The following is a 22,461-nucleotide window of genomic DNA, read 5'->3' as shown; positions in this document are numbered from 1 at the left end:
ATGCGGCAGGCCGCCGGTCGCCGTGCCTCGCGCGGCAGGCCGGACGGTCTGCCCGTGCGGACCGGGTCCGCGGCGCCGGGCCGTGGAAGAAGCGTGGCACCCACGTGAGGGCGGCCGAGCAGGTCACCGTGGAGCAGGGGACGGTAAGTGAAATACGCAGCGGCAGGGGCCCGGAGTCGACGCAGTGCGTCCCCGCGAATGAACCTGCCGCAGACGCACCCGGTGCCGACCCGCTCGTACCGTGCTTTCGAACGGCGGGATCGCCGGGCAGCGTGACCTGCCCCGCGGTGCGTACAGCCCGCCGCCTCCGAGCTCGTCACCACGGTGAACCGCCGACTGGAGAACTGCTGGAACAGCAATGAGCCAAGGGGATTCATGAAGACGAAGACATCGGCGGACCAGCGGCTGCACACACAGCCCTGGTGGAACGCTCAGCAACAGTCCGGCATGCCGGTTCACCGCTACCAGCGTGCCGAGCCGCAGGAACTCCTGGAGCCCGGCACCCGTACCTGGCTCGGTCGCGCACCCGCGCACGCGCCGCTGTGGAGTTCGGTGGACCTGCGCGACGGCAACCAGGCCCTGGCCAACCCGATGGACCTGCGGCGTAAGCGGAAGATGTTCGACCTGCTGGTCCGCCTGGGGTTCAAGGACATCGAGATCGGCTATCCCTCGGCCAGTGAGACCGAGTTCGAATTCGTGCGTCACCTCATCACCGGCGGCCACATTCCCGACGATGTCACCGTCACGGTTTTCACCCCGGCCATCCCGGAGCTGATCGACCGCACTTTCGAGGCCGTGCGGGGCACGGACCGCGCCGTCGTTCATCTCTGCCACGCCACAGCGTGCCTGTGGCGCGAGGTGGTGTTCCGCAAGACGCCGTCCGAGGTGATGGCGCTGGCCCAGGAGAGCGCGCAGCGTCTGGTGCGGTTGGCCGACCGGGCCGACGGTGCCATCCGGTTCGAGTACTCGCCGGAGACGTTCAACGTCACCGAGCCGCAGTTCGCCCTGGAGATCGCGAACACGGTGGCCGAGATCGTCGAGGCCACGCCGGAGCGCCCGCTGACGCTCAACCTGCCCAGCACGGTGGAGATGCACGCGCCCACTGTGTTTGCCGACCAGATCGAGTGGATGAGCCGGAATCTGGACCGACGGGACGGCATCATCCTCTCCGTCCACCCGCACAACGACCGCGGTACCGCGGTGGCCGCGGCGGAGTTCGCGCTCGCCGCGGGGGCCGACCGGGTCGAGGGCACGCTGTTCGGCAACGGCGAGCGGACCGGCAACGTCTGCCTGATCACGCTGGCGCTGAACCTGTTCAGCCGTGGCGTCGACCCCCAGCTCGACCTCTCCGACATCCCGTCCGTCCGCCGCGCCGCGGAGGAGTGCAACCGGATGCCGGTGCCGGACCGGCATCCGTACGCCGGCGATCTCGTCTTCACCGCCTTCTCCGGCACCCACCAGGACGCCATCGCCAAGGGACTGCTGCACCTGGAGGACCAGGCCGCAGCCGCCGGAGTCCCGGCCGCGGAACTGCCGTGGGACGTGCCCTACCTGCCGGTCGATCCGCAGGACCTCGGTCGCAGTTACGAGGCGGTCATCCGGGTCAACAGCCAGTCGGGCAAGGGCGGTATCGCCCATGTGCTGCGCACACGTTGGGGGATCGAACTGCCCGTCGCGCTGCGTGCCGAGTTCGCCCGCGTTGTGCAGCGGGTCACCGATCTCTCCGGTACCGAGGTGGATCCGGGCCGGATCTGGGACGTCTTCCGCGCCGAGTACTGCGATGCCGGTGACTGGGCCGGCTTCACGGCGCCCGCCTCCGGTGACGACCCGGCCGAGGCGCTGCTGGCCGCGGCCCGTGCGTACGGCGTGGACGCCCATGTGGAGCAACTGGTCCGCGACGAGGGCGGGCCGGGTTCCGGTGCACGCCACGTCTGCTATGCGCAGTTGTTCGTGGCGCACGAGCCGGTGTGGGGGGCGGGACTGGGCGCGACCGCCGGCGAGGCGACCGTGCGGGCGGTGCTGTCGGCCCTGCACCGCAGCGGGGCCCGGCCAGGGAACGGCGGGTCCGTGCCGCAGCTGACCGGAGCTCGGGAGGGAGCCCGGTGAACGACCCGATACCGACGCCGTACGTGGAACTCGAACCCGGGCGCTTCCGTGAGGACTCCGGCCTGAGCTACGAGGACTACGTCGTCGGCCATGTCTTCGAGCACCGGCCCGGCCGCACCATCACCACGACCGACAACGTCTGGAGTTCGCTGCTCTGCCTCAACCAGCACCCCCTCCACATCGACGAGGAGTACGCGTCCGAGACCCCGTTCAAGAAGCTGCTGGTGTCCAGCCTGGTCACGTTCGGGATCGTCAACGGGATGACGGTCAAGACCATCAGCCAGAAGGCGGTCGCCAACCTCGGCTGGGACAAGGTCCGGCTCAGCGCCCCGGTGTTCGTCGGGGACACGCTCTACGCCGAGACCACGATCGTCTCCAAGCGCCCCTCCGCCACCCGGCCCGGCGAGGGCGTCGTCACGGTCCACACGGTGGGTCGCAACCAGGACGGAGTGCAGGTCATCGCGTTCGACCGCACCGTGCTGGCCACCATGCGCGACCCGGAGGATCCCGCCGCCGGGCCATCGTTTCGAGACAGGAAGCGTCCATGACCGACATTCCCGTGATCAGTCTGGCCCAGGCCGAGCAGCAGGACGAGGTGAGGATTTCCGCCGAGATCTTCCGGGCCTGCACCGAAACCGGATTCCTCGTCGTGCACGACCACGGCATCGACCGCAAGGTCTTCGACGACGCCTACGAACTGGCCCACGACTTCTTCGGGCAGGCGCCGGGGAGGGCCTGCCCGTACACCGGCAGGGAGGACGGGCCGGCCAAGTGCACCGAGAAGTCCGGCATGGGGCGGCTCGTGCTCGACGGCTCCGAGCACCTTCCTTTCCCGGCCGACAAGCGGGGCATCGCACTGCGCGACGCGCTCAAGACCTACTTCGCCGCGTGCCGGGTCGTCGCCGACCGGGTCACCGGGATGCTGACCGTGGCGCTGGGACTGGGCGAGTTCGTCGACGGCGCGTCGATCACACTGTTCACCAAGGACGGCCCAGGGCTGCAGCTCTGCGATGCGGCCGGCAACTGGATCGACGTGGACGTCCCCGGCAGGGACTGGTTCATCGTCAGCACCGGGAACCTCAAGGTCCGCTGGTCGCACGAGGCACATGCTGCGGCGCAGCGGGCGGGCGAGGGCGACCGGTCACGACAGTCGATCGCGCTCTTCAAGCCGGGCTACGACGACGCTGTCATCGAGTGGTTCCCGACGTACACCCAGGCCCAGCCGGACGCGTACGAGCCGGCCCCCTACGAGGATTTCTCGCTGGAGAGGCTGAACGCCTTCTTCGGTCGGGAGGAGGTCCGGTCGTGAAGGTTCACCCCTGCCTGTTCTACGTCCCCGCGTCGCGCGTCGACAAGCTGCTGAAGAACGTTCCGCGCGAGTCGGTCGCGCTGGTGCTGGACCTCGAGGACTCCGTCCCGAAACAGGCGAAGCCCGCCGCCCGCGAGCGGCTCGGCGAAGTAGATCTGACGGGGACGGGTCATGCCGGCGTATGGGTGCGCATCAACAGCATCGAGACGCCGGACGGCCTGCTTGACATCCAGACGCTGCTCGCGCTCGACGGGCGGATCGGCGGTCTGCCCGTGGAAACGGTGCTGGTGCCGAAGATCTGCGGCGCCCGCGATGTCGCCATCTACCGCTCGCTCCTGTCCCACCTGTCCGATCCGCCGGAGATCTGCAGCTTCATCGAGACGGTGGACGCCGTCGAGAACGCATTCGAGATAGCGGCGGTCAGCGACGGGCTGTGCTTCGGACAAGCCGACCTGGTGGCCGAGATGTGGGCACCGGACGAGTCCTACCTTGCCCATGCGCGGGCCCGGATGTGTGTGGCGGCATCGCGGTACGGCCTGCCGGTCATCGACACAAACTCCTTCGAGTTGTGGGACATGGACGTCGTCCTTGCCCAGAGCGAGGTGGCGAAGCAGTGCGGCTACACCGGGAAGGCGGCCATCCATCCGAAGCAGGTCGACGTCATCGTCGAGACGTTCGGCACCTCACCCGGAGAACTGGACCGCCACTACCAGACGATCAAGGACTACGAGGCCGACGAGGCCGGCTTCGCGGTCAGCAAGGACCGGGTGCTCGCGCCGCCCTTCGTCCTGAAAGCCCGGCGCACGATCGCGCTGCACAGCGGCATCGCACGTCCTGTCCGCTGAAACCGAACACCGTCACCCGAGGGGAAGCACAGTGAGCATCTCGATGAAGGACCTCGCGCAGCAGGCGATGGTCGACATCTCCGACTACGAGGTCGAGCTGGTCGACGGCCGGTTCGGCCCCGTGCCGGCCGACCTCACCGCCCGACTGGAGGAACTGGTCGCGAAGGGGGCCGGTCTGGCGGTGTGCCACGGCCTCAGCACGCTGCTGGCCAAGCACGGCAAGGACATCCACGACGAGGCCGAGGCCGCGGCGGCGCGTGACTACCTCGAGGCGATATTCCGCTCCTTCACCGCGCAGACCGACCTCGCGAAGCACACCCCGCTCGTCATGGACTACGACCAGGTGGCGAGCATGGACGTGGACGGGTTCAACAAGAACACCAGCTTCACACCCAATTCGGACCACACCGAGTCGCGTGAGTTCCTCACCACCAAGTGCGTGCACTTCGATGCCGCAACGACGTTCATCGCCAACGTCTACGGCCCCAACACCAACATCGACGGCGGCCGGCCGATCGTGTGCAACACCCGTGAGTACTGCGTCCGGACGGGCGTCGCCCCGGCCGACCTCATCGAGCTGATGCCGCACAGCTACAACGTCGCGGTCAAGCAGGAGCATGTCCAGGCGATCCTCGCCGACCACGCGGTCGTCGTGGACTGCGACCTCCTCAATGACATGATCATGGTTGTCCTCAACAACGAGGTCGACGGCGGGCTCGCGCACGCGGGCTCCATGCCGCGGCTGATCGACTCCGACAAGCCCGGCAAGCGCCCGCTGCGCCACATGGAGCTGCAGTTCGCGGACGGACAGAACCTGAACAACTGGTACCGCCACTACCGTCTCGACATCCCCGAGGTCAACGTCAAGGTGCCCGAGGTGCACACCTCGGACCACGACCGCTACCACCGGGGCGTGGACGGCGTCCTCGCGGCCCAGGGACCGTCCGTCCGAGGCAACTGACGGCGACGGCGGGGCGAACCGGGATCAGGCCGGCCGGCGCCGAGCACCCGCCGCAGCCCGGCCGGCGACGGCCACGCCGCTCCGCCCTTCCTGTGAGCGCCCGCGCCTGCCGTCCCCTCCCTCCCATCCGCCCCGTCGAGGAGACGCATGCATACCCGCGACACCGTGATCGACCCCCCTTACAACACCACGATGGGACCGCACCGGTTCCGCAACAACCAGCGCATGGTCCCGGCGGGCGAGGCAGCCTGGAAGCTGGCCGCGGCGCACGGCATGCTCGACATCCGGGTCGACGCCAGTGGCGGCCAGAACCGGCTGCGCGACGTACGCACAGGGCATGAGTTCCTGAACCTCGCCTCCTGTTCCTACCTCGGCCTCAACAGCCATCCGACAGTCGTCGAGAGCGGCGTCGAGGCATTGCGGACCGAGAACGTCACCGGGCTGGCCATGGCCGAGTTCCGGATCCGCCTGGAGGCGGCCCACCGCCTCGAGGAGGAGCTCTCGGCGCTGTTCGGCACGCCCGTGCTGCCCTCGATCTCCTGCGGGGTCATCAGCGCGGCGGTGCTGCCGCTGCTGGCGTCCGGGCATATCACCGGGACCGATCCCCTGGTCGTCGTCTTCGACCGGTTCGCGCACTTCTCGATGAACTTCCTCAAACCGGTCGTGGCCGACGAGACGCTCGTGCTCACCTCCCCGCACAACGACATGGACTTCCTGGAAGACGTGTGCCGCAAGTACCCGCGCGTCGCCTACGTCTGCGAGGGCGCCTATTCCACGGGCGGCCTCGCCGACCTGGAGGGCATCAGGGCCCTGCAGGAGAAGTACGGCATGTACGTCTACATGGACGACTCCCACGCCCTGTCCACCCAGGGCCCGAACGGCGAGGGCTATGCCCGGTCGGTGTTCCGTGAACTCGACGAACGCACCATGATCGTCGCCTCCACGGCCAAGGCGTTCGGCTCCACCGGCGGGATCGCGATGCTCGGCTCGTCGAGTGTCTTCGACTTCCTCTACCGGTCCGGCCCGATGGGCTGGTCCCAGGGACTGCGTACCGCTGCCATCGGGACGACCCTGGGCAGCATCGCCGTCCACCGGTCTCCGGAACTCGGCGAGCGCCAGCGCCAACTGGCCGAGAACATCGCGCTGTTCGACCAGCGGATGAGCAACAGGCCGATCCGCGGTGTCGGATCGCACATCAAGTTCGTCACCGTGGGCGAGAACGACTGGGCCGTGGAACTGGCCACCGAGCTCTACCGGCGCGGCTACTACTGTTCGGCGATGTTCTTCCCGGTGGTGCCGCGTGGGCAGGCCGGCATCCGGCTGATGCTGCGCGGCGACATGACCACGGCGATGACCGAGAAGTTCGTCGACACCCTCCAGGACGTGCTGGACGGATTCCTGTGACGGCGACGGCGACGGAGCGCATGTCGTCCGCCCGGTTCGTCCGCTCGCTGGCCGAGGCGATGGGCGAAGCCCTGAGCAGCGGATCCGTGACGCGGATGCTTGTTCCGCCGCGCGAGACCATCGAGGACGCGGCGGGCGCGAAGTTCATCTCCATGCCCGCCGTTTCGCCCGACCACGACCTCTACATCAACAAGGTCGCCACGATCGTGGCGACCCCCGTCGCGGACCGGGGCGCGACCGTCACCGCGCGGGTGCCGATGTTCTCCGTCTCCACCGGCCGCCACCTCGGCACGCTGGACGGGGAGACCGTCACCAACGTGAAGTGCGCGGCCGTGACGGCGCTGGTGACCGATCGGTGCGCCGCCCGGGACAGCCGGGTGCTGGGCATCATCGGGTCGGGAGTCCAGGCCCGGCAGCAGTTCCTCGGGGTGTCGGCGGTGCGCGACCTCGCCGAGGTGCGGGTCTTCTCCCGTACCGGACGCCGGGCAGCGGCGTTCGCCCGTGACATCGCCACCATGGCGCGCGCCGACGGAGCCGCGGTCGAGGTCGTGGTGTGCGACTCGGCCGAAGAGGCGAGCCGGGGAGTCGACATCCTGTCGACCGCGACCACGTCTGCGGTACCGCTGCCGATCTCGGCGGACCTGCCCGCCCATGCCCACATCAACTGCATGGGGGCGCACACCACCGAATCCCGCGAGCTGCCCGCCGAACTCCTGCGTACCAGCGTCGTGATCGTCGAAGACCTGGCCACGGCCATCGCCGAGGCCGGCGAGAGCCACGCGGCGGCCGTGGAACTGGACGTCCTGCTCGGGCCCGGCTCGGCCGGCTTCGCACAACGGCGGACGGTCTTCGCGTCCACCGGGTGCGCCTACCTGGACCTGATCACCTGCGCCCATGTGATCGACCACGGCGCAGCACCGACCACACACGGATGAGGACAAGAGCTTGGCCAACATAGGACGGGAAGAGCGCTCGGGCGGCCACGACCGTGCGCTTCCCCCGCGATTCCTCGACTTCATGACGACCGGCTGGCGCACCGAGGAGGCAGATCTCACCCCTGTTCCCCAGGTGAAGCACCTCGCCCGGCGCCGGGACCTGCTCTCGGCGGCGTTCCCGGGCGACACGTTGGTGATCCCCACGGGCACCATCCACTCGCGCACGTTCGGCTCCCCCTACCCCTTCCGGGCGGGCAGTGACTTTCTGTGGCTGACCGGCGATCAGGAGCCCGACTCGGTGCTCGTGATGCACCCGACGGCCGGCGGACACGACGCCGTCCTCTACACACGCCCGCGTTCGAACGCGGAGTCCGGTGCTCAGTACCTCGACCGGATGGACGGCGAGATCTGGGTCGGCCGGCGCAACTCCCCACAGGAGAAGGCCGCCATCCTGGCGATCGACACGCGCCCGCTGCAAGAGCTGCCCGCGGTGCTGAGCGCGGTGGCCTCCTCGGCCCGGCTGCGGGTCCTACGCGGCTACGACCCCGGCATCGACGGCGGCCTCGAGTCCGGCATGCTGCCCGTGACCCCCGGCGACACCGGCCGCGACGCCCTGCTCGCCAGCGTGCTCGGCGAGCTGCGGATGGAGAAGGACGAGTGGGAACTCGCCCAGATCCAGGACGCGGTGGACGCCACGGTCCGCGGCTTCGAGGACGTCGCCCGGCGACTGCGGTCCGACGCCCCGACGTCCGAGCGGTACATCGAGGGGGTGTTCTCCTGGCGTGCCCGCGTCGACGGCAACGCCCTCGGTTACAGCTCCGTCGTAGCGGGCGGACCCCGCTCCACGATCCTGCACTGGGCACGCAACGACGGCAGCGTCGAACCCGGGCAGATCCTGCTGATGGACATGGGCATCGAGAACAACAACTGCTACACCGCGGACGTCACCCGCGTACTGCCCGTCTCCGGGACGTTCACCCCGGCCCAGCGCGATGTGTACGACATCGTGTACGCCTCGCGGAACGCAGGGCTGGCGGCGCTGGCCCCTGGCGCGGCCTTCGCCGAGATCCACGAGATCTGCATGCGCGTCCTGGCCGAGGGGCTGCTCTCGCTCGGCCTCCTGAAGGGCAGCGTGGAGGAGGCGATGGACCCGTCCTCCCTCGCATACCGCCGATGGTCGCTGCACGGCTTCGGGCACATGCTCGGCCTCGACGTCCACGACTGCGGACACGCCCGGCCGGAGGCCTACGGCAGCGGTGTGCTGCGGGAGAACCACGTACTGACCATGGAACCCGGCCTCTATCTGCAGCCGCACGACGAGCTCGTACCCGAGGAGCTGCGCGGTATCGGCGTGCGGATCGAAGACGACGTGCTGGTCACTGCCCGCGGCCACCGTGTGTTGACCGAGGCGCTCCCCACGGAGTCCCACGAGGTCGAGGCCTGGCTCGCCGACCAGCGGGAGGCCGGCCCGCGGGAACCGGGCATCGACGACGTCTGACCGGCGGTTCACCGCTGTCCCACCGGAAAACAAGGAGTGCCGAGAAAATGTCACGCGACCACGCACTGACCGAGAAGTACCTGGAGCGGATCGGGGGACGACTGCAGGGACCTGTCCTCAGGACCGAAGCCGGCCGTGCTTCCTACGGAGAGGCGTACGCGCCGCGTCCGGTGTTCCTCTCCGCGGCACAGACCCAGGCACTGCACCGGGACCTGGAAGTGCTGCGCGATGCGCTCTTCCGTCTTCCGGGCCTTCTGTTCGACGGGGATCTCGCCGCGTTCGCCCGTGCCAACGGAATGGAGGACGTGCAGATACGCGCCATCGAGCGGGCCTCCGCCGGCGTGCCGAACCCGCCTACGCGAATGGGGCGGGCGGATCTCTACCAGGACCGGACGGGTTTCCGCCTCATGGAATTCAACATGGGCGGCACGATCGGTTTCGAGCTGGACATCTGCCGCGGGTTCCTCGAGGACGGCGAGTTCAGCCGGTTCGCCGCGGAGGAAGGACTTCAGCACGTCCATTCGCTGACGGAGCAGGTCCGTACGGTCCGGGCGGAGATGGGGCTGGCGCCCGATGCCCGACCGTTCGTCGCACACGTGGAATGGCCCCGACACTTCGCGGTGAACAAGCCGTACATGAGCGCCATGTGCAAGCGGTGGGGCGACTACGGACTGGAGGCCCGCCCGTGTCATGTCGGGCAGCTCGAAAGGCGGGACGGAAGGCTGTGGCTTGAGGACCGACCCATCGACATCGTCTACCGGCAGTTCCTCATGGAGGACCTCCTCTCGGACGACGCCGACGCGCTGATGGAGCCCTTGCTCGGGGCGCTGGAAGACGGCGAGGTGCGCATGTTCACCTCGCTGGAGTCGGAGCTGTACGGCAGCAAGGCCTCTTTGGCCATGCTCTCCAACCGGGCACACCGGCATCTGTTCTCGGCCCAGGAGCTGGATGTCATCGACCGGTTGCTTCCCTGGACCTCACCGGTGACATCGGGGTCCGTCATCCTCGAGGACGGTACGGAGACCTCGCTGCTGGATCACGCGCTGACCGAGCAGCACGAGCTCATCCTCAAGCCCACCCTGCTGCACGGCGGTCAGGGTGTCGTTCCGGGCTGGTCGTCCGACGTCACCTCGGACCAGTGGCGCAAGCTGCTGCTCGAAGCCATGGACGGTCCTTACGTGCTGCAGCGGCGCATCCATCCGGTCGCCGAGCCTTTCCCCGAGCCGGACGGCGGGTCCAGGCCCTGGATCGTGAGCTGGGGAGCGGTCATGATGGCCTGCGGGCACGGTGGGTTCTTCACCCGCTGCGCGCCCGCCGAGGCGGGCAAGGATGTGCTCAACCACTTTCAGGGAGCACTGGTCGGGTCCGGATTCCAGGTCGGCCCGATTACATGCCGGCAGTAGGTCCCCTTCGGGGTAAGCCGGGCGCCTAGCGGCGGGGGAGAAACGTCAACGCACTGGGTCTCCGCGAATGAAATCGTTGCGGACGCTCCTGACGCCGACCCGGTCGTAGCGTTCTTCCAGGCGCGGCAACCGGTGGTGTCGGCCGGTCAACCAATGGTCCTAATGCGGAGGTCACGTGTCAGCCCCGACGACAATCGAGTGGACGGAAGAGTTCTCCCGAGCCGTGCACCGGCTGATCGACGTTTCCGTCGATGACTACTACAATCCGTACCGCACCTTCCAGTGGCCCGAATCGATCGAGCCCAAAGACCTGTGGATGAGCCGGGAGCTGCTGTCCGTTCACGGCACGCCCGCGGAACACGAACTGAGTCGGGAACAGCTCATCGAGCTCTCGCGATGGGAAAGCGTCAACCTCTACAGCCTGATTGCCCATGGCATCAGGGAGCTGCTCATCGAGGTGATGCGCCGTATCCACACCCCCGGCTACGAGATCCCCACGCCGTACTTCCACCACTTCATCGGTGAAGAGAACGAGCACATGTGGTTCTTCGCCGAGTTCTGTCTGCGGTATGCCGGCCGTATCTATCCGGACCGGCGCATGGTGTTTCCGACAGATGACCGCTCGCCGGAGATGAACAACTTCATCGTCTTCAGTCAGATACTCATCTTCGAGCAGATCGGTGACTACTTCAACGCCAAGATGGCGGCCGACGAGAACCTCCCGGAAACGGTGCGCGAAGTCAACCGCATCCACCACCGGGACGAGTCCCGGCATATCGCTTTCGGCGGCAAGCTGGTGTCGGCGCTCTTCGACGAGGTGCGGCGGAAGCACTCCGCCGAAGAAATCGAAGAGGTCGCCCGGTACCTGCGCGGATATATCGATCTGATCATCCAGATGCTCTACAGCCGCGAAGCCTACCAGGATGCCGGTATCCCCAATCCGGCACGTTTTCGAGCCGCTGTCATCGCCGACCCGGCGAGGGCGGCGATCACGGCCCGCATCACCAAACGAACCAACCACTTCTATCGACGCATCGGTCTGTTCCGCTGACGGGAGATCCTCATGCCGGCGTTTGTCGCCCCTGGAATCACGGTTCTTGAATCTGAGGAGGTCGCCCTTTTCGATGCCCTGGAGGCCCGCTTCCGGGAGATCGCCGTCACCTTGGGGGCTCGGCCGGTGGCCGGCCCGGCGCTGCTCCCCGTGGAGGACCTGGCGCGCCTCGACTTCTTCCGCAACTTCCCGCACCTCGCGCTGCCCGTGGCCACGCTCACGGACGAGACCCGCGGTGTCCTGGCGCGCGGGGAGGCCACGGCTCCGTCCGGCGAGAACACTCTCGTTCCGACCGGCAACTGCCTTCCCACGGCGACCTGTTACGGCCTGCTCCTGAGTCTCGCGGGGCGCCGTCTGCAGACGCCGGAGGTCATCACCTCGATCGGCCGCTGCTTCAGGAACGAGGACCACTACGACGGCCTGCGCCGGCTGCGTTCCTTCCACATGCGTGAAGCGCTCTACGTCGGCAGCAGGGAAGGCGTGGTGGACCACCTGACCCGGGCCACCGAGCTCGTGCTGGGCCTGGCCGACCGGCTGGGGATCAAGGTCCGTCACGAGCCCGCGACGGATCCGTTCTACCTCGGAAGCGGATCGCGGGCGCTGCTCAACCAGATGGATCCCGTGAAGTTCGAGTTCGTGTCGGACGACGGGACGGCCATCGCATCGGTCAATCGGCACCGCAATTTCTTCGGTGAGCGTCTGGGCATCTCCTTCGGAGACGAGGACGCCTACAGCGGCTGCCTGGCTTTCGGTGTGGAGCGCTGGGTCCATGCCGTACTGCAGGTGCACGGCGACCCTCAGCGGGCGCTCGCCGCGCTCAACGAGCCCGTAGTTTAGGAGGAAATGGTATGGAGGAAGTCATCAACTGGATCCGGTCCAAGAACCCGGATCTGCAGACGGAGATCACCGGGGACACCGATCTGATCGAATCCCGGCTCATCGCTTCGGTCTCGTTCCTGGAGTTCATCGCTCTGCTGGAAGAGCTGTCCGGAGAGCCGATCGATGTCGGCTCGCTGGACGTCAGCGATTTCCGTACGCTCGACCGGATCAGCGCGAAGTTCCTCATGCCGGTGGGCTGACGGAACGACTCGATGCCGGGAACGCAGGAGCGTCGTGGACACCGTGCTCATGTCCACTGCGCTCCATGCGGCGTTGGCCACGCGATCTCGCCGTGGCCGCCCACAGAGCCACCCGAGCCGGAGGCCGAGAACAATGGCAGGACCGCTGCAGACAGTGCCGGCCGCGGACCGGAACGCGGTGTCCGCGGCCGACGTCTGGTACGTCGGCGTGGACCAGGTGCCCGAGTCGCTCGCCGTACTCCTGGACGACCGCGACCGCGTCCGCAGCCGGCGGATCCTGCGCGAGGCGGACCGGCAGCGTTTCCTCGCCGCGTGGGTTCTGACGCGGCTGGTCCTCGGCGAAAGAATGGGCGTGGATCCGGCGGCGCTGGGCTTCGACCGGACCTGCGCCCACTGCGGTGACCGCACCCATGGGAAACCGGTCGTGGAGACCGCGGACGCCGGACCCGACTTCTCGCTCTCGCACGTCGGGGGGCTCGCCGTGGTGGCCGTATCGGACCGGGCTGTCGGCGTCGACATCGAGGACGCCACTGCGGGCGAGCGGCCGCCCACGTCGGCGCTGACGGAGCGCGAGCGCGCGGCCTGCCGGGGCTACGCTGACTTCGCGCGCCTGTGGACGCGCAAGGAAGCCCTGCTGAAGGCCGTGGGCAAAGGCCTGCAGATCCACCCGAGGCGCGTCGAAATCCTCGACTCGACGCCGGTCGCGCTCCCCGAGGAGCTCGGCCGCCCGGAGGACTTCGCTCTGTGCGACCTCGTGCTGCCCGCCCCGTACGTGGGATCGCTCGCGATACGCGGACCCCGGCCGTCCCTGTCCGTGCGCAGTGGCGCGGAACTCGTCGACGACGTCGTTCGGTTGGTTCCCGGCCTGCGTTCGCCGGCACGGGGCTGACACAGCACCAGACCTTCCGGCCCGCCAGTCGAGATGGAGGACATCTCGCCCGACGGGCCGGAAGGTCTCTCTTTTTCCCCGGGCCGTCCGCCGCCTGGTCGGCGGTCGACGTCACGCAGGGCCTGGCGGTCCGACTCAGCGCGATCCCAGCGCCGAGGGGGTGATGTTCCTGAAGAAGGGCACCAAGGTCGCCGTCGTCACCAGCGCGAACGCCCCGAAGGCCAGTCGTGCGTCGATGAGTTCGGCCAGCACGCCCACCAGGCCGGCGCCCAGCGGCAGGACGCCGAAGGCGGCGAAGCGGAACGTGGCGCTGAACCTGCCGAGCATCTCGTCGGGAACCAGCCGCTGGGTGATGGTGCGGGCGTTGACGGTCCAGAGAGTGCCTCCCATACCACCGAGGAAGGCCCCGACCGTCACTGCCCACAGACTGGTGGTCAAGGCGGGCAGGGCGACCAGGCTGGTGGTGCCGAAGGGAGCGGCGAACATGGCCCAGCGCCGGCCCAGGAGCCGGTTCAGCGGAGCCACCACCAGCGTGCCGGTCAGTCCGCCGATGCCGAGCGCGCTGAGCGCGAAGCCGTACCGCTGCGGGCTCAGCGCCAGGGTCTGCGTGGCGTACAGCGGGAACAGCGCCAGCCATGCGCCCCACGTGGCGTTCAGTACGGCCACGACCAGCATCAGGGTGCGCAGCACCCGGTTCTGCCAGATGAAGCGCAGCCCTTCGACGATCCGGCTGCCGACCGAGCCGGGAGCCGCTCCGGGGGCGCGCCCGGCCGCCTGGAACCGGCCCACCAGCACAAGCAGCGCGAGCGCTGCCACTGTGTACGAGATGCCGATGGCCCCCAGCGCCAACGCGGTCCCCGCGGCCAGCAGCAGGCCACCGATGGACGGTCCGGCGAACTCGAATCCCACGGTCTCGGCCCCGAGCATCCAGGCGTTGGCCCGTTCCCGGCCCGCCTCCGGGATCGCCGCGGGGACCAGGGCGGACGCGGAGATCGACGCGAGTACGTCGGCGACGCCGAGGACCGCGCCGCCGATGAAGAGCTGGGCAAGTCCGACGCCGTCACCCAGGGCGGAGAGAGTGAGCCAGCCCATTATCGCCATCCGCATCCCGTTCGCCACCCACAGCAGCCGACGCCGGTCGAAGTGATCGACCAGCACACCGATGTGCAGTGCGATCAGCAACCAGGGCAGTGTGAGCGTCATCGAGACCGCGGTGATCCGGGTGGGGGAAGTGGTGAGCTGCGCCGCGAGGAACGGCAGGGCCGTCTTCATGACGCCGTCGGCGAGACTGGTCACGGCGGTGAAGCCGACCAGGACCGCTGTGTTGCGGCCGCCGACCGGTTTCTGCGGGGCGGCAGGCGCCGGCTCTGTTTCCGTCTGTGACAGGGTTTCCGAAATGCTCACATTGCACCTCGGTTCGCGGTCGGTTCATGCATGGCTATCATTACTCCGATCAGCAGTCGAGACGGTTTCCTCCATGTCGGCCACGGTCAGCCGCCGACGCAGGAATGCGACGATCTCGTCCAGTGCTTCCCTGGCTTTGTCGAGTACTGCGGCCATGGACATGAAGCCGTGGGGAAGATCCTCGTACCGGCGGTATTCCACCGGTACGTTCGCGGCCGAGAGAATATTCGCGTAGGCCTCGCCCTCGTCGCGCAGCGGACAGAATTCGGCGGTGATCATCAGTGCCGCGGGAAGTCCGCTGTGGTCGGTCGCGTTGAGTGGTGAAGCGTAGGGCGAGGCGCCGTCCGCGGGATCGGCCAGGTAGAGGTTCCAGAACCAGGGGACCGAGTGGCCGTTGAAGAACATCGGGTCCTTGTTGTCACGCATGGAGTCCGTCGCCGATCCATGGTGCATCGCCGGGTAGATGAGCACCTGGGCGGAGATCCGGGGCCCGTCGGCGTCTCTGGCCATCAGCGATATCGCCGCGGCCAGGGTTCCGCCGTTGCTGTCCCCTGCGACCGCGATCCGCTCGCCGTCCGCACCGAACCGGGACGCGTTCTCCGCCACCCACTGCACGGCGGCATAGCAGTCCTCGGTGGCGGCAGGGAAGGGGTGTTCGGGCGCCAGCCGGTAGCCCACGGAAACGACCACGCAGGGAACCATGGCGGCCAGTGCGCGACAGATCGCCTCCGAGGTGTCCAGCGAACCGACGACGAAGCCGCCGCCGAAGAAGTACACCAGAACGGGAAGCGGCTCGTCGCACTCTTTCTGGGGGCGGTACACCCTGAGGGTCAGCGGGCCGACCGGGCCTTCGATATCCAGGTCGAATATCTCTTCGGGCTGCTTGATCCACTCCCAGATTTCGGCCTCGGTTTCACTGTCCGCTTTCCTGGCCTCCTCCACCGACATGGTGTAGAGCGGAGTGAACCCGGTTGCCATGCGAAACTTTCTGATTCCCTCGACGACGGGATGAAGCGGCATCAATCCCCCAGCATTTAGGTGTCAACGGTGCGCCTCGATGCTTCGATACGGAGGCCGATCACGCATCTGCGGCAGGTTCGTCCGCCAGGACACGGTACGTTGAAATTTCTCCGCGGTGGATAAGCCTCTTGCTTACTCCGGTGCACCCGCGGTGCGTGCCACTCTTTTCCTGCCGGGCGACCTGCCAGGGGTCGACAGAAGTGGATCGTCGAGGGGAAGCACGTCGCGCCATGACCATAGATAATGTGACTCAGCGACCTGCCGGAGGCAGTGAATCCGCACGCGTATACGACTACTTCATAGGTGGTGACAGCGGTCTCGAGGCCGACCGGTCGGCCGGTGCCTGGATTCGACTGCAGGCGCCCGACCTGCTTGCGGCCATGCAGGAGAACCGGTTCTTCCTTTCGCGGGCGGTGCGCTGGCTGAGCCGACAGGGTGTCGACCAGTTCATCGACATCGGCTCCGGCTTCCCCGTTTCGCCGAACACGCACGAGATCGCCCTGTCGGCATCACCCTCGGGTTCCGTCGTCTACTGCGACGTCGATCATGCGGTGGGTCAGCGCACGCGCGCCCTCATCGCCGGCACGAAGGGGGCGGACTTCGTCCAGGCCGACATTCAAAACCCCGAGGAGCTGCTGGCCCAGCCGGCCATCCAGAAGTTGATCCGGTCCGGCCGCCCGGTGGCCTGTGTGCTGGCCGCGGTCCTGCACTTCGTGCCGGAGGACGCCGATCCCGAAGGGATCACCGCAGTCCTGCGTGAATCCCTGCCCTCCGGAAGCTATCTGGTGGTCTCCCACATCGCGGGCGACATCCCCTGGGCGGACCGCAACAACGCGGAGACGCTGGAACGCGCCTTCGAGGACATGTATCCCCGCACCCGAGCGCAGGTCACCGAATTCTTCGGGGATTTCGAGCTGGTTGCGCCCGGTGTGGTGCCCGCAGCCCGATGGCAGCCCGCTGAGGGGATGTCCGGAGAACAGTCCGACCTCGCCATCTACGCCGGAGTCGGCCGCAAGGCGTAGCGGCGGCTCCATGACGCACGCGCGCAAGCCACGGCAGATCCAGCAGGACCATCCCTACGACAGCGGCTCCGGCAGGGAGCTTGCACGAGGAGTTTCGCCATGCCTGTGGACGTCCTCTCCGCTCAGGACCACATCAGCCTCGCCGAGCGCTGGGGAGCTCATGACTCCGTGCCGTTCCCGGTGGTGCTTTCCGAGGGGGAGGGTGCCTGGATGACCGATGTGGAGGGCCGGCGCTATCTCGACTTCCACGGTGGGTATTCCGCGAGCAACTTCGGCCACGGGCACCCCGAACTCGTGGCCGCGGCGAAGGCGCAGCTCGACAGGATGACGCTGAGCACCCGGGCGTTCCACCACGATCAGTACGGACCGTTCTGTCGTGAACTGGCGGAGCTGACGGGCACCGAGACGGTGCTGCTGTCCAACTCCGGCGGCGAGGCCGTCGACACGGCCGTGAAGATCGCCAGGAAGTGGGCCTACCAGGTCAAGGGCGTGCCGGATGGAGCCGCCGAGATCATTGTGGCAGGCGCCAACTTCCACGGCCGGACCACGACCATCGTTTCGTTCTCCACGCAGGCCAGCCATCGTGCCGGCTTCGGCCCGTTCACGCCCGGCTTCAAGGTCGTGCCGTTCGGCGACATCGACGCGCTGCGCTCGGCGATCACCGGGAACACGGCGGCGGTTCTGCTGGAACCCATCCAGGGCGAGGCCGGTGTGATCGTGCCGCCGAAGGGTTACCTTGGCGAGGTCCGGGAGCTGTGCGACGAGAGCAACACGCTGTTTGTCGCCGATGAGGTCCAGTGCGGAATGGCCCGGGCCGGCTCGACCCTGGCGCTGGACCACGAAGGTGTCCGGGCGGACATGTACACCCTTGGCAAGAGCCTCAGCGGCGGGCTCCTGCCGGTGTCGGCGGTGGTCGGCCGCGCCGACGTGCTGGGCGTGATCACACCTGGCGACCACGGCTCGACGTTCGGCGGCAACCCTCTGGCGTGCGCGGTCGGCCGCGCGGCGGTGCGGCTCCTGGCCACCGGGGAGTTCCAGGCCCGCTCCCGCGAACTGGGCGCGCACCTGCACGCCCGCCTCGCCGAGCTGGACGGCGTGACGGAGGTCCGGGGGCGCGGCCTGTGGGCCGGTGTCCAGCTTGCGCAAGAGCGTGTGGCCGGACGCCGGGTGACGGAGGAGCTGGCCGAACGCGGTCTGCTGTGCAAGGAGGCCAAGGGCCACCTGCGGGTGGCGCCCCCGCTGGTCGTCACGCGCGAGGAGATCGACCTGGGCGTCGACATCATCGCCGACGTACTGGGGTGAACCGGGCCCGGTCAGGCACCCGCCGGGACGAAGCGGCTTTGCCACCGAGTGGAGTGGAGAGGATTCATGAGTGACTTCGCGGGATTGGTCGCCGTCGTCACCGGCGGTGCGTCGGGAATCGGGCTGGCCACGGCGAAGCTGCTGAGCAGTAGGGGAGCCACGGTCGCCGCTCTCGATCTGAAACCGGAAGGGCTGCCGGACGGCATCACGGGCGTCCAGGCCGACGTCACCGACGACGCCGAGGTGAAAGCCGCCGTCGACGCCGTGGTGGAGCGGTTCGGCAGGCTGGACGTCGTCGTGAACAACGCCGGGATCGGCGCTGTCGGCGACGTCACCGCGAACGACGACGACGAGTGGTCGCGCGTACTGGACGTCAACGTGGTCGGAATGGTCAGGGTCGCACGGCACGCGATACCGCATCTGCGCCGCTCACCCGCCGCGTCGATCGTCAACACCTGCTCGATCGTGGCTTGGGCCGGGGTGGAGCAGAGGGTGCTGTACTCGGCCAGCAAGGGGGCGGTGTACGCGCTGACGCTGGCCATGGCGGCCGATCACGTCCGCGAGGGCATCCGGGTCAACTGCGTCGCCCCTGGCTCCGCCGACACCCCCTGGATCGGCAGGTCGCTGCAGCAGGCAGCGGACCCGGCGGCGGCCCGGGCCGCGCTCGACGCCTTCCAGCCGACGGGCCGCCTGGTGACGGCCGACGAGGTCGCGGGGGCGATCGCCTACCTGGCCAGCCCCTTGTCAAGCGCCTCGGTGGGCACGGTGCTCGCCGTGGACAACGGCATGCATGGTCTACGGCTGCGGCCCCGGGGCCAGGCGTAGACCAGCGGACCGCACCGCGCGGCGCCGGTGCACCACCCCACACCATTCCGACCACGACAACAGCCCCCTGCTCGGAGGTAGCTGACGATGGCAACCGATTTGCGCTCCCCCACGACACGAGTGGCTCTCGTCGACGCCTACTCGGCAGGGAACCTACTGGTCCCCGCGCTGAACCGGGAGGGCGTGGAGTGTGTGCACGTCCGGTCACCCGAACCCGACGTCAACATGGTGAAACTGAAGTTCCCCGAAGGCTTTGCCGACGACATCAGGCACGAGGGCGACCTCGCGGCCACGGTCGCCGCGCTTCGCGCGTGGGAGATCGACTGCGTGATCGCCGGTGGCGAGTCGGGCGTCGAACTGGCCGATCGGCTCAACGCGGAACTCGGTACTCCGGGCAACGGGATGAGCCGGCCGACCTGCCGCCGCAACAAGTACGAGATGGTCCTGGCCGTACGCGACGCCGGCCTCAGGCACGCGGCCACCATCCTCTCGTCCGACGCCGACGAGATCATCGAGTGGGCCGAGACGACCGTGGGCTACCCGGTCGTTCTGAAGCCGGTTGCCAGCGCCGGGCAGGACAACGTCATGGCCTGTGCGTCAGCGGAAGAGGTCCGCGCCGCCCACGACAGGATCAGGAGCAGCACCAACCGCCAGGGGCAGATCAACACAGCGGTGCTCGCCCAGGAGTTCCTGGCCGGCACCGAGTACTTCGTCAACACGGTCAGCCGTGACGGCCGGCATCACACGGCCGAGATCTGGCGGTACTGCAAACGCCGCATTCCCGGCGGACACATCATCCACGACTACGTCGAGCCGCTGTCGCCCGACGATCCGGACGCCCAGGCGCTGGAGTCCTACTGCCACCAGGTGCTCGACGCGCTGGAGATCCACAACGGCGCCGCACATGCCGAGATCATGATGACCGCCGACGGTCCGGTGCTGGTCGAGTGCGCCGGCCGTCTCGGCGGCGGCGCGGCCCCGCAGATCCTCAGCCGCAGCATGGCCGCCAACCAGATCGATCTCCTGGCCTTTTCGGTCGCCAGACCCGACGAGTTCAACCGCCTGCCCGCCAGCCTGCACCGGTTGCTGGGGCACACCCTCTACGTGCACCTCGTCAACCCCGACGACCACGGTGTCGCACCCGCCCATGAGGACATGGGCGTCATCCGCGCGCTGCCGTCCTGGGCCCATACCGTTCTGATGCACCCGGAAGGTCAGCCGCTGACTCGGACGGTCGACTTCCCCTCGCAACCGGGTTACGTGATTCTCATCTCCGACGACCCGGCACAGCTCCGCGCGGACTACGAGAAGTTGCGCGAAATCGAACGTGACCTCTACACCGGGCACCCGGTTTCGGAGCAGACCCTGGCCGATCCGGCCTGAATCGGTGACTGAAGAAGGTCCCTGGGAGAAAGGCCCATGGTGGGAAAACGGAACATGTCGACGAAGGAGGTCTGTTCGTGACCCGGGTGGCGGTGGTCGGTGCGGCTGGTTATATCGGCGGAGAATTGCTGCGGCTGCTGATAGGCCATCCCGAGATCGAGGTGGTGGGCGCGGTCTCCTCGCGATTCCCGGGCAAGCGGGTCGACGGGGTGCATCCGAATCTGCGGTCCGCCACGGATCTGCTGTTCTGCTCGGCTGACCAGGTGGGCGAGTGCGACGCGGTGTTCCTGGCCCTGCCGCACCGGGTCGCGATGACACAGGTCGAGCAGTGGACCCAGCGCGCGAAACTCGTCATCGATCTGACGGGCGACTTCCGGCTGAGCGACGCCGAGGTCTTCCGGCGCTACTACGGTGAGGAGCACCAAGCACCCCACCTGCTCGGCGATTTCGTACCCGGCCTTCCCGAACTCCACCGCGAACAGCTGCGCACCGCAGACCTGATCAGTGTTCCCGGCTGCATGGCCGCGGCCGGCGTGCTCGCTCTGTACCCCTTGGCGGCACGGGATCTGATCGATCCCGAGCGAGGGGCGCAGTTCGACGCCCGTACCGGGTCCAGCGGCTCGGGTGCCACCGCCGGCCAGGCCAACCTGCACGCCGAACGCAGCAACTCCATGCGGGTGTTCGCGCCCACCGGCCACCGGCACGAGGCCGAGATCTCCCAGCATCTGGGCCTGCCGGCCGCGATGACCGCCACCGGTGTCGAAGCGGTTCGCGGGGTCCAGACCATCGGTCGTGCCACCCTGCGCCCCGGCGTGGACAAGGCGGCCGTGCGCCGCGCCTACCGCGAGCAGTACGCCGCGGAGCCGTTCGTCCGCGTCGTGGCACACCAGCGCGGCACCTTCCGCTACCCCGATCCGAAGATCCTCCTGGGATCCAACTACTGCGACGTCGGCTACGCCCTCGACGAGGACCTCGGCCGCCTGACCACGATCGCCGCCCTGGACAACCTCGTCAAAGGCGGCGCGGGCAACGCCGTGCAGTGCCTCAACATCCGCATGGGCTGGCCTGAGACCCTCGGCCTGGCCTTCCCCGGCCTGCACCCCCTGTAAATCCCGGACCACCGGAGAGAGCGTGACCACCAAACCGCTGACGGTCGTCAAATGCGGCGGCAATCCGGCCGTGGACGCCGCGGGCATCTGCGCCGACGTCGCCCGTCTCGTCCACGAAGGACACTCCATCCTCCTGGTGCACGGAGGCTCCGGCGAGATCGGGCGCCTCGCGGGCAGACTCGGCGTCGCCCAGCGCACCCTCGTCGCCCCGGACAACGTCACCACGCGCTACACCGACCCGGAAACCCTTGAAGTGGTCGTCCTCGCCCTGGCCGGTGCGGTCAAGCCCGCGCTCGTGGCGGAACTCGCCCGCCACAAGGTGCCCTCGGTCGGCCTCACCGGCATGGACGGCGACATGCTCCGCGCCCGCCGCAAGTCCGCCGTCCGCGCCGTCGTCGACGGCCGCACCGTCCTCATCCGCGACAACCACAGCGGCCGCATCGCCACGGTACGCACCGAACTTCCCGAGACGCTCCTGCGCGCCGGGTACGTACCCGTGGTCTCACCGCCCGCCATCGACGAACAGGGTCGCCCCGTCAACGTCGATGCCGATCGCGCCGCAGCAGCGCTGGCAGCGGCACTCGGCGCCGACCAGCTCCTCCTGCTCACCGGCGCGCCCGGCGTGCTCGCCGACCCCCACGACCCCACCAGCGTGCGGAGCACCTACGGGACGGCTCCCACCGGACCACCGGCCCCGTCCGCCACGGGCGGCATGGCGCTCAAACTGATCGCCGCGCGCGAAGCACTGGCCGGCGGAGTCACCACCGTGCGCATCGCGGACGGACGCACGTCCAAACCCGTCAGCCGGGCGCTCGACGGGGCCGGCACCACGGTGCACATCTCCGGCGCGAGGCCCGGCGTGCCGTCCCCTGCGCAGGCCGCGGACGTCCCCCGGGCCTCCGCCTGACACGACTGC

General features: G+C 68.4%; 21 protein-coding genes. 19 read left to right on the top strand and 2 right to left on the bottom strand.

The annotated features are described in order from the left end of the window. The first annotated feature begins 375 nt into the window (after positions 1-375). From D1369_RS20120 to D1369_RS20060, 13 genes are all read left to right on the top strand, one after another. Positions 376-2,106, top strand: a complete 1,731-nt coding sequence (locus D1369_RS20120; protein ID WP_050789725.1) for a 2-isopropylmalate synthase — start codon at positions 376-378, stop codon at positions 2,104-2,106. Continuing rightward, a complete protein-coding gene (locus D1369_RS20115; RefSeq protein WP_007383332.1) occupies positions 2,103-2,654 on the top strand; it encodes a MaoC family dehydratase in 552 nt (183 codons plus the stop codon). Before D1369_RS20120 ends, D1369_RS20115 begins: the two co-directional genes overlap by 4 nt. Further along, positions 2,651-3,415, top strand: a complete 765-nt coding sequence (locus tag D1369_RS20110) for a 2-oxoglutarate and iron-dependent oxygenase domain-containing protein (RefSeq protein ID WP_007383333.1) — start codon at positions 2,651-2,653, stop codon at positions 3,413-3,415. The genes D1369_RS20115 and D1369_RS20110 overlap by 4 nt, the downstream gene beginning before the upstream one ends. Beyond that, positions 3,412-4,260 carry an aldolase/citrate lyase family protein gene (locus D1369_RS20105; protein ID WP_007383334.1) on the top strand — a complete coding sequence of 283 codons (849 nt, stop codon included), beginning with the start codon at positions 3,412-3,414 and terminating at the stop codon, positions 4,258-4,260. The genes D1369_RS20110 and D1369_RS20105 overlap by 4 nt, the downstream gene beginning before the upstream one ends. Positions 4,261-4,291: 31 nt before the next feature. Next, positions 4,292-5,221 carry a hypothetical protein gene (locus tag D1369_RS20100; RefSeq protein ID WP_007383335.1) on the top strand — a complete coding sequence of 310 codons (930 nt, stop codon included), beginning with the start codon at positions 4,292-4,294 and terminating at the stop codon, positions 5,219-5,221. 147 nt (positions 5,222-5,368) lie between these two features. Then, positions 5,369-6,625, top strand: a complete 1,257-nt coding sequence (locus D1369_RS20095; RefSeq protein WP_050789726.1) for an aminotransferase class I/II-fold pyridoxal phosphate-dependent enzyme — start codon at positions 5,369-5,371, stop codon at positions 6,623-6,625. A 20-nt stretch (positions 6,626-6,645) separates the two neighbouring features. Then, the gene (locus D1369_RS20090; protein WP_106433613.1) at positions 6,646-7,560 is read left to right on the top strand and encodes an ornithine cyclodeaminase family protein; all 915 of its coding nucleotides are present in this window, start codon (positions 6,646-6,648) and stop codon (positions 7,558-7,560) included. Between the two features lie 10 nt (positions 7,561-7,570). After that, a complete protein-coding gene (locus D1369_RS20085) occupies positions 7,571-9,058 on the top strand; it encodes an aminopeptidase P family protein (RefSeq protein WP_007383338.1) in 1,488 nt (495 codons plus the stop codon). Positions 9,059-9,105: 47 nt separating this feature from the next. Then, positions 9,106-10,461, top strand: a complete 1,356-nt coding sequence (locus tag D1369_RS20080) for a hypothetical protein (RefSeq protein ID WP_037900781.1) — start codon at positions 9,106-9,108, stop codon at positions 10,459-10,461. A gap of 175 nt (positions 10,462-10,636) precedes the next feature. After that, positions 10,637-11,512: a diiron oxygenase gene (locus D1369_RS20075; RefSeq protein ID WP_007383340.1), complete on the top strand. Its 876-nt coding sequence runs from the start codon at positions 10,637-10,639 to the stop codon at positions 11,510-11,512. 12 nt (positions 11,513-11,524) lie between these two features. Continuing rightward, on the top strand, positions 11,525-12,349 hold the full coding sequence (locus D1369_RS20070) for an aminoacyl--tRNA ligase-related protein (RefSeq protein ID WP_007383341.1): 825 nt from the start codon (positions 11,525-11,527) through the stop codon (positions 12,347-12,349). 11 nt (positions 12,350-12,360) lie between these two features. Beyond that, positions 12,361-12,591: a hypothetical protein gene (locus tag D1369_RS20065; RefSeq protein ID WP_007383342.1), complete on the top strand. Its 231-nt coding sequence runs from the start codon at positions 12,361-12,363 to the stop codon at positions 12,589-12,591. 133 nt (positions 12,592-12,724) lie between these two features. Then, positions 12,725-13,480 carry a 4'-phosphopantetheinyl transferase superfamily protein gene (locus tag D1369_RS20060; protein ID WP_158680139.1) on the top strand — a complete coding sequence of 252 codons (756 nt, stop codon included), beginning with the start codon at positions 12,725-12,727 and terminating at the stop codon, positions 13,478-13,480. A gap of 135 nt (positions 13,481-13,615) precedes the next feature. Here the strand turns inward: D1369_RS20060 and D1369_RS20055 are convergent, their stop codons facing one another. Together D1369_RS20055 and D1369_RS20050 are read right to left on the bottom strand one after the other, a co-directional pair. Then, a complete protein-coding gene (locus D1369_RS20055; RefSeq protein WP_007383344.1) occupies positions 13,616-14,866 on the bottom strand; it encodes an MFS transporter in 1,251 nt (416 codons plus the stop codon). Positions 14,867-14,908: 42 nt separating this feature from the next. Further along, entirely contained in the window at positions 14,909-15,862 is a 954-nt protein-coding gene (locus D1369_RS20050; RefSeq protein ID WP_237557646.1) for an alpha/beta hydrolase, read from the bottom strand. 242 nt (positions 15,863-16,104) lie between these two features. Between D1369_RS20050 and D1369_RS20045 the strand changes: the two genes are divergently transcribed. The 6 genes from D1369_RS20045 to D1369_RS20020 all read left to right on the top strand — a co-directional run bounded on the left by D1369_RS20045 (position 16,105) and on the right by D1369_RS20020 (position 22,452). Further along, positions 16,105-16,926, top strand: coding sequence for an SAM-dependent methyltransferase (locus D1369_RS20045; RefSeq protein ID WP_162951026.1), 822 nt, complete (start codon positions 16,105-16,107; stop codon positions 16,924-16,926). A gap of 99 nt (positions 16,927-17,025) precedes the next feature. Next, positions 17,026-18,228, top strand: a complete 1,203-nt coding sequence (rocD, locus tag D1369_RS20040; RefSeq protein WP_007383347.1) for an ornithine--oxo-acid transaminase — start codon at positions 17,026-17,028, stop codon at positions 18,226-18,228. Between the two features lie 66 nt (positions 18,229-18,294). Continuing rightward, positions 18,295-19,053 (top strand): SDR family oxidoreductase, encoded by a 759-nt coding sequence (locus D1369_RS20035; protein ID WP_007383348.1) that lies wholly within the window; start codon positions 18,295-18,297, stop codon positions 19,051-19,053. Positions 19,054-19,140: 87 nt separating this feature from the next. Next, positions 19,141-20,436, top strand: coding sequence for an ATP-grasp domain-containing protein (locus tag D1369_RS20030; protein WP_063649626.1), 1,296 nt, complete (start codon positions 19,141-19,143; stop codon positions 20,434-20,436). Positions 20,437-20,513: 77 nt separating this feature from the next. Next, positions 20,514-21,545, top strand: a complete 1,032-nt coding sequence (gene argC, locus D1369_RS20025) for an N-acetyl-gamma-glutamyl-phosphate reductase (RefSeq protein ID WP_037900784.1) — start codon at positions 20,514-20,516, stop codon at positions 21,543-21,545. 22 nt (positions 21,546-21,567) lie between these two features. Continuing rightward, the gene (locus D1369_RS20020) at positions 21,568-22,452 is read left to right on the top strand and encodes a [LysW]-aminoadipate kinase (RefSeq protein WP_007383351.1); all 885 of its coding nucleotides are present in this window, start codon (positions 21,568-21,570) and stop codon (positions 22,450-22,452) included. Positions 22,453-22,461 lie beyond the last annotated feature (9 nt).

Origin of the sequence: Streptomyces sp. CC0208, assembly GCF_003443735.1 — a bacterium.
GTDB classification, from domain to species: domain Bacteria; phylum Actinomycetota; class Actinomycetes; order Streptomycetales; family Streptomycetaceae; genus Streptomyces; species Streptomyces sviceus.
The sequence above is the reverse complement of the archived record's forward strand: the minus strand, read 5'-3'. Positions and strand labels throughout refer to the sequence as shown.

Excerpts from the sequence above, each read along its gene's own strand:
- D1369_RS20120 (WP_050789725.1), top strand. The coding sequence starts at position 376 with ATGAAGACGAAGACATCGGCGGACCAGCGGCTGCACACACAGCCCTGG.
- D1369_RS20110 (WP_007383333.1), top strand. The coding sequence starts at position 2,651 with ATGACCGACATTCCCGTGATCAGTCTGGCCCAGGCCGAGCAGCAGGAC.
- D1369_RS20095 (WP_050789726.1), top strand. The coding sequence starts at position 5,369 with ATGCATACCCGCGACACCGTGATCGACCCCCCTTACAACACCACGATG.
- D1369_RS20090 (WP_106433613.1), top strand. The coding sequence starts at position 6,646 with ATGTCGTCCGCCCGGTTCGTCCGCTCGCTGGCCGAGGCGATGGGCGAA.
- D1369_RS20080 (WP_037900781.1), top strand. The coding sequence starts at position 9,106 with ATGTCACGCGACCACGCACTGACCGAGAAGTACCTGGAGCGGATCGGG.
- D1369_RS20070 (WP_007383341.1), top strand. The coding sequence starts at position 11,525 with ATGCCGGCGTTTGTCGCCCCTGGAATCACGGTTCTTGAATCTGAGGAG.
- D1369_RS20065 (WP_007383342.1), top strand. The coding sequence starts at position 12,361 with ATGGAGGAAGTCATCAACTGGATCCGGTCCAAGAACCCGGATCTGCAG.
- D1369_RS20060 (WP_158680139.1), top strand. The coding sequence starts at position 12,725 with ATGGCAGGACCGCTGCAGACAGTGCCGGCCGCGGACCGGAACGCGGTG.
- D1369_RS20050 (WP_237557646.1), bottom strand. The coding sequence starts at position 15,862 with ATGGCAACCGGGTTCACTCCGCTCTACACCATGTCGGTGGAGGAGGCC.
- rocD (WP_007383347.1), top strand. The coding sequence starts at position 17,026 with ATGCCTGTGGACGTCCTCTCCGCTCAGGACCACATCAGCCTCGCCGAG.
- D1369_RS20035 (WP_007383348.1), top strand. The coding sequence starts at position 18,295 with ATGAGTGACTTCGCGGGATTGGTCGCCGTCGTCACCGGCGGTGCGTCG.
- D1369_RS20030 (WP_063649626.1), top strand. The coding sequence starts at position 19,141 with ATGGCAACCGATTTGCGCTCCCCCACGACACGAGTGGCTCTCGTCGAC.